6 protein-coding genes are annotated in these 6,095 nt (G+C 60.9%); 2 read left to right on the top strand and 4 right to left on the bottom strand.

Annotated elements, in window-relative coordinates:
• A partial coding sequence (locus AC1DLB_RS18690) for an MFS transporter (RefSeq protein WP_477785421.1) occupies positions 1-473 on the top strand: 473 nt, incomplete at its 5' end.
• A 96-nt stretch (positions 474-569) separates the two neighbouring features.
• The gene (locus tag AC1DLB_RS18685) at positions 570-2,192 is read left to right on the top strand and encodes a methyl-accepting chemotaxis protein (RefSeq protein WP_477743857.1); all 1,623 of its coding nucleotides are present in this window, start codon (positions 570-572) and stop codon (positions 2,190-2,192) included.
• Between the two features lie 6 nt (positions 2,193-2,198).
• Here AC1DLB_RS18685 and AC1DLB_RS18680 read toward each other — a convergent pair whose 3' ends face one another.
• From AC1DLB_RS18680 to AC1DLB_RS18665, 4 genes are all read right to left on the bottom strand, one after another.
• On the bottom strand, positions 2,199-3,077 hold the full coding sequence (locus AC1DLB_RS18680; protein WP_477785420.1) for a DMT family transporter: 879 nt from the start codon (positions 3,075-3,077) through the stop codon (positions 2,199-2,201).
• A gap of 118 nt (positions 3,078-3,195) precedes the next feature.
• Positions 3,196-4,011 carry a sugar phosphate isomerase/epimerase family protein gene (locus tag AC1DLB_RS18675; RefSeq protein WP_477743856.1) on the bottom strand — a complete coding sequence of 272 codons (816 nt, stop codon included), beginning with the start codon at positions 4,009-4,011 and terminating at the stop codon, positions 3,196-3,198.
• A gap of 2 nt (positions 4,012-4,013) precedes the next feature.
• On the bottom strand, positions 4,014-5,069 hold the full coding sequence (locus AC1DLB_RS18670; RefSeq protein ID WP_477743855.1) for a Gfo/Idh/MocA family protein: 1,056 nt from the start codon (positions 5,067-5,069) through the stop codon (positions 4,014-4,016).
• Between the two features lie 145 nt (positions 5,070-5,214).
• Positions 5,215-5,991, bottom strand: a complete 777-nt coding sequence (locus AC1DLB_RS18665; protein WP_477785419.1) for an IclR family transcriptional regulator — start codon at positions 5,989-5,991, stop codon at positions 5,215-5,217.
• Positions 5,992-6,095: the final 104 nt, after the last annotated feature.

Below are 6,095 nucleotides of genomic sequence, written 5' to 3'. Positions count from 1 at the left end.
GTATTCCGCTGATCATCATCTACCTCACGGCTGACTTCGGCAGCGTCGGCGGCGGGATCCTGTCTTCGTTCCTGATCGGTCGCGGGATCAACCCGATCAAGGCCCGACTGATGTCCATGTTCCTGTTCGCCTGCTGCATCATCGGCGTGGTCATGGCCGCCGGTTCGAGCAGCCTGTGGCTCGCAGTCTTCGCCATCTCCCTGGCCATTGGCGCGCACCAGGCCTGGACCGCGAACATCTGGAGCCTGGTGATGGACTACACGCCTAAACACATGATGAGTACKGTGTTCGGCTTCGGTGGCATGTGCGCGGCGATCGGCGGGATGTTCATGACCCAGTTGGTCGGCCACATTCTGACCATCACCAACAACAACTACACCGTGTTGTTCACCATCATTCCGGCGATGTACTTCATCGCGCTGACCTGGATGTACTTCATGGCACCGCGCAAGATTCCGACCGTAAAAGATTGATACACCACAAACGCAGGCCTGATCCCGGGCCTGCGTTTTTTTATGGCCGCGATTTATCCATTTCACCCTTTTTTCTCAAAGCCACAGAGGCACACCATGTCGCCAGGTAACTTGAGCATCGCCAAGCGTGCCGTGATCAGCTTCGGCGTCATCGCCCTGCTGGTCCTGTTGCAGGGGCTGTTCGCCCTTAAACAGGTCGCGCAGGTTCGCGCCACCGGCCAGCACACTGAAAACGTCTCCCTGCCCAGCATTCGCCACCTGGGTGAAATCCGCGACTACATCCTGAGTATTCGCGTGCTCAGCCTGCGCATGGCGCTCAACCGCGATCCAAAGGTGCTCGATGCCACCGTCACACGCCTGCACCAAGTGCAGGGTTGGCTTGCAGAGACGCTGGAAAAATTCACTCCGCTGGTCGGTGATTACAACCGGGGGCCGTACGAAAAGTTCGTCGCCACCGTCACCAGCTACCGCCAGGCGCTGGCGCAATACGAAGCGCTGTCGCGGGAGAACCGCAGCGAAGAAATGACCGCGTTGCTCAATGGCAAAATCCAGGACTACTCGACCCAGACCGGTGACCAGTTCGCCGAATTGATGGCGCTTTCCGCCAACGAAGTCAGCCTGTCAGCCAACCAGGCTGACTCGCTCTACAACCAGGTAAAAATCACCGTGATCGGTGCGCTGATAGCGGTCGCGCTCCTGACCCTGTGCCTGGCCTGGCTGTTGATTCGCAGCATCGTCCTGCCGATCCGTCAGGCGGTCGACGTGGCCGAACAAGTGGCCGCCGGTGACCTGAGTCAACCGATCCGCAGCCACGGCGCCGATGAAACCGCACGCTTGCTCAAGGCCCTGTCAGCCATGCAGACCAGCCTGCGGGAAACCCTGCAACTGATCAGCGGCACGTCGACCCAACTGGCGGCCGCCGCCCAGCAGATGAATCAGAGCACTCAACAGGACTCCAGTCGGCTGCAACAGCAACACAATGAAATCGAGCAGGCCGCCACGGCCGTCAACGAAATGACCGTCGCGGTGGAAGAAGTGGCACGCAACGCGGTGTCGACTTCCGACAGCACCAGACAGTCCACACAGCAAGCCAATCAGGGCCAGGCACGGGTGATTGAAACACTGGATTCGATTCAGGCGATGAGCAGCAATGCGGGCATCGCACTGCAACAGGTTCAGACCCTGGCCGAGCAGTCCCGGGAAATCGGCAAGGTGCTGGACGTGATCCGCGCCATCGCCGAACAGACCAACCTGCTCGCGCTCAATGCCGCCATCGAGGCTGCGCGAGCCGGGGAAGCCGGGCGTGGTTTCGCGGTGGTGGCCGATGAAGTTCGGGCGCTGGCGCATCGCACTCAGCAATCAACCCGGGAGATCGAACAGATCATCGGCCGGGTTCAGGGCGATACCAACGGTGTGGTGATGTCGATGCACGACAACAGTCAGCGTGTCGCCGAAACCTTGTCGATTGCTGAACAGGCCGGGCTGGCACTGGCAGAAATCACCCGGGCGATGGAGCAGATCCATGAACGTAACCTGGTGATCGCCAGCGCCTCGGAAGAACAGGCGCAGGTGGCCCGTGAGGTGGATCGTAATCTGCTGAACATCCGCGACCTGTCGCTGGAAAGCGCCGACGCCGCAACCCGGACCAGCGCCACCAGCCAGGAGTTGTCGCGACTGGCGGCGGGCCTGCAAAACCTGGTGGTGCGTTTCAAATTTTGACCGGGTTCAGCGGCGGCTTTGTTGCCACGCCGCCGCCAACCCGCTGCAGCAAATCACCGCGATCCCGACCACCGTGGTCAGGGTCGGCGTGTGAGAAAACAGCAACCAGCCCAGCAAACCGGCAAAGACAATCTGGCAATAGCCGAACGGTGCCAGCAGCGCGGGGGCGGCATGGCGGAACGCCTGGGTCAGAAACAGGTGCGCCGTCATCCCGCAGGCGCCCAGTGCAACCATCATCAATCCATGCCCAAGGCTTGGCACTTTCCAGAAAAACGGCACCAACGCACTCATCACCAGGGTGTTGCACAGGCCGGCGAAGAAGTTACTGGTGGTCGGGCTGTCGATTTCACTGAGCTTGCGGGTGAGCAATTGATAGAAGCAGAAAAACAGTGCCGAGCAGAGCGGCAGCAAGACTGCTGGCGTGAACAGATCCCCGCCGGGATGGACGATGATCAATACGCCGACAAATCCGCAAATCACCGCGATCCATTGGCCACGGGTGACCCGCTCACGCAGCAGTGGCACCGACAACGCGGTGACCAGAACCGGAGCGAGAAAGTTGACCGCCGTGGCTTCGGCCAACGGGATGTACTGCAAACCGGTGGTGAAAAACAAACTGGTGCCCAACAGGCACAACGCCCTGAACAACTGCAGCAATGGCCGTTTGGTGCGCAGGACGCGCAACCCCGATTGCGGCAGGAAAATCCCGGCCATCAGCAAGGTGTGAACCACATAACGGGCCCAGACCACCATGACGATCGGATAGAACCCCGATAGATATTTCGACAAGGCGTCGTGACYGGAAAACAGAAAGGTCGCGACGACAATCAGCAGAATCCCTTTGAAGGGTTGGTTTACACCGGAGAGCGGGGTGCTGATGGTCATTAGCGATCCTTTTTTTTTGCATCAAAAATCAAAAGCTTCGCGGGCAAGCCTCGTTCCTGCATGAACACTGGATAACCTGTGGGAGCGTGGCTTGCCCGCGATAGGTGCGCAGCACCGCTTACCGCCGCGCCAACAATTCCCGAGTCTTATCCAACGCCATCTGCGCCCGCTGCAACCCGCTCACGCCCTGCTCCAGCAACTTCACGGTGGGAATCTCCAGGCTTAACGGGATATCGGCCGGCAAACACTGCAACAACCCCGCCAGATCACAATCACCATCGCCCGGAAAACGCCGCTCGTTACGCGCCTGACGCAAAATCTCCGCCATGTCCGTTGGCCGTGGCCCCGCGACATCGCATAACTGCGTGTACCGTAACCGTGACGGGGCAACTTTGGCCAGATCTTCCAGCCGCGAACCCGATCGGTCGAAATGGAACGCGTCCACCAACACCGCGCCGTTTTCCCGGTCAGCGTTTTCGACGACGCGCACCGCTTGTTCGAGATTGCGTGCATCGGTCCATGGCATGAACTCCAGATGCGGATGCAGCCCGTAAGGTGCCGCCAGATCACACAGCCGGGCGAAGTTCTCGGTGAGTCGTTGTTCGTCGGGATCGTTACCGGCCACCAGCAATTCACTGGCACCCAATTGCGCCCCGACCGCCAGAATCTTCTCGAAGTCGGCGACGACGGTTTGCGGTTTAAGACGCAGGATTTCAACATCCAGCACACGAATGCCGGTGTCGTGCAGCCGCGCCAGCGTCTCACGCCGTAAACCGACATCGGCTACCAGCGCAAAGTGATGTTCTTCGGGTGTCGCAGGTTCAAGGCGCAGTCCGACATGGCTGTATCCTGCCCGTGCTGCGACTTCGACCATCTCCGGCGGAGACAACTCCAGCACCGTCAGGCTGGCCAGGGAAAAGATTCGCTCACTCATGCTCATCCCTCGATTGACATCGGGGTGCAGGCACGACCGGTTTCGGCGGCCTCGCGAATCGCCTCAACCAGCGCCAGGGTGCGCGCAGCATCGGCCGCGCTCACCAAGGGTTCGACTTCCCGACGCGCCACGCGCACGAAGTGCTGCAACTGCAAACGCAATGCTTCATCGACGCTGAAGCGTTCCTGTTCCGCCAGCAACGGTTGATGCCATCCGCCATCGACGTCGGCGTAGTGCCAGCGCTTGAGCTGCGGAATGCTCAATGCACCGCCCGTCCCGGCCAGCAAGTAACAGGGCTGATCGGCCTGGCGCGGATAGGCCGGATTCTCCCCGGAACCCAGCTCCCAACTCCAGGGCGCCGCCACCGCGTCGGAACCGGTCAGGCTGCCCAGTGCGCCGTTGTCGAATTGCAGCAGCACCGCCGCGCAATCTTCGTTGGCAAATCCGCGCACCGCATTGCTGGTGATTGCCTGCACCTGGCGCACTTCGCCGCACAGATGCCGCAGCAGGTCGAGGTCGTGAATCAGGTTGGTCAACAACATCCCCGCACCGGGCTCGCGGCGCCACGACGTTTCGAAATAGCTGTCGGGTTTGCGCAACTGCCAGAGCGCCGTCACCGTCGTCAGCTGCCCCAAAGCGCCACCCTGCACCAGTTCATGGGCGCGGACGATCAACGGATTGTGCCGGCGATGGTGGCCGACCAGCACGGGAACTCCGGTGGCTTTTGACGCGGCCACCAGTTCGCGCGCTTCATCCAGGTGCACACCCACCGGTTTTTCCAGTAGCACCGGCACGCCGGCGGCGAGGCAATCGAGCGCCGTGCTGACGTGGAGCGTGTTCGGGTTGGCGACGATCACCGCGTCTGGCTTCGCCTGGTCCAGCATCTGACGGTGATCCGCGAAATACCCCACGCCCCATTCGCCTGCGAGGCCTGCCGCTTGTGGGCCGGGATCGGCCACCGCACACAACGTCGCTTGTGTCAGGGTTTGCAGATGCCGGTAATGCTGCTGGCCCATGTTGCCGGCACCGATCAGGGCGATGCGAAGGGGCGAAGTCATGCTGCGGTCCTCTTGTGATTATTGTCGGAGGGATGAATTCCAATAATTTAGAACCTGGTTCCAGATTCTTACAGAAGTAACGGCAACTTGTGTTCGAACAACGCACAGATTCGCATAGCCCACATATGGGTTTGTGCGGGCAGAATTAGACGAACAACTCCGAAGCCAGGCTTGCGGCAGACAGCTCCTCAGTGAACTTCAACAACAGCGGCGCCAGTTCATGCAACCGTGCCCCCGGCATCCGCGCGCTTGGCCCGGCAATGCTCAGCACACCGATCACTCGACCGTCGCCTGGGTGGCGCACCACCGCCGCAATCGCCGAGGTGCCCACTGCCGAACTCTCTTCGACCCAGGCGTAGCCCTGCTCTCGCGCCAGACGCAGGCGCTCCAGTAACTCAATGTTGGAACGCGGCGCGTTCGGCCCCAGGTCTTTCGGCCGTTCGCTCCCCTGACGCTCCACCAGCGACAACGCTTCGGCATCGCTCATGCACGCCAGCCATGCATGGCCCGACGCGGTGTAGAACAAGGGCGCATCACGGCCCRTGTCCGGGTCGTAGCGCAGGCCCGAGCGGGCACCCTGAGACTTGGCGATCCAGATCTGGCGCTCGCCTTCAATAACGCCAAGGCGCACCAGCTCGCCGGTTTCCTCGGCCAGGCGATCGAGCACCGGCTGCACGATATCGGCGCCGCTGCTCGACAGGTAACGGAAACCCATCGCCACCAGTTTGGTCGACAGGTGATAGCGCAGGTTCTCCGGATTCTGTCGCACGTAACCCAGCCGAATCAGCTCGGTGAGCAGACGGTGGGTCGCGCTTTTGGGGATGTCCAGTTGCTCCGCCAACGTCTGCATCGGCAGGCCGCGAGGGTCACTGGTGAGGCTTTCCAGCACGCTGAAAACACGTTCGATCTGACTGCCGGCCATGGGGGGGTTCCACTCGAAATTTTGCCGATTCTAAAAGACAAACCACGTAATGCGAAATCTGGAACCCGCTGTCCGATAACCGCCCTCTTTACGCAGTGAATGGT

The sequence above is a fragment of the Pseudomonas sp. 05N434 genome (assembly GCF_056396965.1).
This window is presented reverse-complemented; position numbering and strand designations above follow the sequence as displayed.

Coding starts and splice junctions, on each gene's coding strand:
- AC1DLB_RS18685 (WP_477743857.1), top strand. CDS start 570: ATGTCGCCAGGTAACTTGAGCATCGCCAAGCGTGCCGTGATCAGCTTC.
- AC1DLB_RS18675 (WP_477743856.1), bottom strand. CDS start 4,011: ATGAGTGAGCGAATCTTTTCCCTGGCCAGCCTGACGGTGCTGGAGTTG.
- AC1DLB_RS18670 (WP_477743855.1), bottom strand. CDS start 5,069: ATGACTTCGCCCCTTCGCATCGCCCTGATCGGTGCCGGCAACATGGGC.